At 45.3% G+C, this 2,199-nt stretch carries 3 protein-coding genes and 1 pseudogene; 2 read left to right on the forward strand and 2 right to left on the reverse strand.

Annotation, left to right across the window (positions count from 1 at the left end; genetic code table 11):
• Positions 1-648, forward strand: a 648-nt coding sequence (locus BG32_RS06135; RefSeq protein ID WP_147434852.1) for a cytochrome c biogenesis CcdA family protein, incomplete at its 5' end; no start/stop codon positions are given.
• A gap of 3 nt (positions 649-651) precedes the next feature.
• Positions 652-1,326, forward strand: coding sequence for a thioredoxin fold domain-containing protein (locus BG32_RS06140; RefSeq protein WP_006492769.1), 675 nt, complete (start codon positions 652-654; stop codon positions 1,324-1,326).
• On the opposite strand, the gene BG32_RS06145 is transcribed toward BG32_RS06140, so the two are convergent.
• Positions 1,310-1,870, reverse strand: a complete 561-nt coding sequence (locus tag BG32_RS06145) for a macro domain-containing protein (protein WP_006492771.1) — start codon at positions 1,868-1,870, stop codon at positions 1,310-1,312. The genes BG32_RS06140 and BG32_RS06145 overlap by 17 nt on opposite strands.
• Positions 1,867-2,199 (reverse strand): annotated as a pseudogene (locus tag BG32_RS06150) (replication-associated recombination protein A); the annotation flags it as partial. The gene BG32_RS06145 and the pseudogene BG32_RS06150, both read right to left, overlap by 4 nt.

The raw sequence follows: 2,199 nt of genomic DNA on the forward strand, positions 1-2,199 counted from the left end.
AGTGCCTTTCTGGGAGGTTTACTTTCTTTCTTCTCGCCCTGCATACTTCCTCTGATTCCAGTTTTCTTCGGTGTACTTATGGGTGGGGCGGCCGATGCAAAAGCTCGGTTTATCAGGGGAGTGTTCTTCACTCTTGGGATGTCGATCTTTTTCTTCATACTTGGTATAGGAGCGACCGGACTCGGAACCTTCATCAGGCAGAATGAAGTGCTGATGAACATAATATCTGGAGGTCTCTTCGTCCTGTTTGCTTTCCTGTATCTCTTTGAGATAGGCATGAAGGGAGTAAACTTGAACGTCTGGAAATTTGGCGGTTCTGCTGTAAGCGGCTTCATACTTGGAGCAGTTCTTGGTCTCGTTTGGGTGCCTTGCGCCGGTCCGATCCTTGGTTCGATTCTGGTTCTTGCAGCCAATCAATCGGCAGTTGCCGAGGGCGGGCTTATGCTTCTTGTCTATTCGTTGGGTTTGAGTATACCCTTCCTGACGCTAAGCGGATTGGTGGCAAAGCTAACTTCAAAGCTCTCTTTTGGGGGAGAAAGCAAATGGAGAAAAGTGATCAGAGTATCTGTCTTCGTTGTTCTCCTAGCAGCCGGATTGTTGACAATGACAGGAAACCTTAACTTACTACAGTTTGCAACGGGAGGTTGATTTATGAAGAAAGTTGTTTTTCTACTAGTTTTACTTCTACCAGGAATAATATTCTCGTATGTTGGAATGCTAGATGATTTCGACACAGCGCTTAAGCTAGCCAAGATAGAAGATAAGGAAGCTATCGTAATGTTCTCGGATACCAGCTGCGTCTACTGTGTGAAGTTTGTGAAGGAAACTCTCGCAGATGAAACCGTACAGGATCTTTTGAAAGCAGGTTTCGTTTTCTCCCAGATATACAAAAGCAATCCGGGGAAGGCCTCTTATGTTGTCGGAGAGGAATGGAAAGAGATGTCATACGGTGAGCTCTATGCTTATTTTCAGATCAGGGGCACACCTACATTTTGGTTCTTCACAAGCGAAAACGCATTATTGACTAACCTGCCAGGTTACGTTCCCGCGAAGGACTTCACGACTATACTTCGGTTCCTTGGCGAGAGAGCGTACGAGACAGCAACCTTTGAAGATTATCGAAGTAAAGAGTCTACTTTCATGGGAGAACCGAAGATCGTGCGTGTAAGTGAAGAGGATTATAACTATGTTCTCCAGAACGACCCGATTGCCAGGGAATACAAGGATCAAGAGGTCGACAAATTCACGGTCTGGTTGACCAAAGATGAGTCGACTGCCGAATACCTGCTGGAAGAGGGAGTCTTTAGAGTCATTCTATTGAACTGAAAAAATCGAGGGCAATTGACAGAAACTCGTCGTAAGCCTTTCTGTCGAGAAGGCACATTTTTATAAGCCTCAGAGAAGAAGACTTGTTTTGCGAAAAGTGATCCATCACTGACTTTAGAAATTGCTCTGCGCAAATAGACACCGGAACACCAAAAATACCAGTTGAGATCGCCGGAGTGGCAAGCGTAACAGCAGTCATTTCGGCGGCTTTTTTTAGGACGTTTGCAAATGAACAGTAAAGCTTGGATTCAAGATCTAGTTCTCCGTACTGAGGACCAAAAACGTGGATTATCTTCTTTGCGAGCAGATTTCCAGCGTCCGTTACCGCGACTTCGGAGGTCTTTAGAGGCCCATTCTTCCTAACGTAGGCATCGCTTTCGAGCTGAATCTCTTTTCCTCCAGCCCTGACTAACGCTCCAGCAACACCCCCTCCATGCCTCAAATAACTATTCGCGGCATTGACGATTACGTCTACCTCCTGTTCCGTTATGTCGGATATTTCGAGCTGAATGACTCTACCTTCTCTAAGAATGAAACTCTTCATTCTTCCTCCGGATAGTTCTTCATGCCCTTCCATAACGACCTGAGCCTTTCAAAAAGGAATTTCTCTTTCCCACTGTTTCCTGGAACATAGAATACTTCCTCCTTTATCGGTTCCGGCAGATAATACTCACGGGAAAATCCCCCGGAGTTGTGCGGATAATTGTAGCCTTTACCATAGCCCAACTCTTTCATCATCTTAGTAACTGGATTTCTTAGTTTTAGAGGGATTTCTAGATTCGGGGTATTCTTTACCTTTTCTTGTGCCTTCACCATGGCCGAATAGGTTCTGTTGCTTTTGGTTGCGACTGAAAGATAGATTGCCGCTTCAGA

Origin of the sequence: Mesotoga sp. HF07.pep.5.2.highcov, from assembly GCF_003666285.1 — a bacterium.
GTDB lineage: Bacteria > Thermotogota > Thermotogae > Petrotogales > Kosmotogaceae > Mesotoga > Mesotoga prima.

Bases quoted from the DNA above. Each gene is read 5' to 3' on its own strand.
- BG32_RS06145 (WP_006492771.1), bottom strand. From the start codon at position 1,870: ATGAAGAGTTTCATTCTTAGAGAAGGTAGAGTCATTCAGCTCGAAATA.
- BG32_RS06140 (WP_006492769.1), top strand. From the start codon at position 652: ATGAAGAAAGTTGTTTTTCTACTAGTTTTACTTCTACCAGGAATAATA.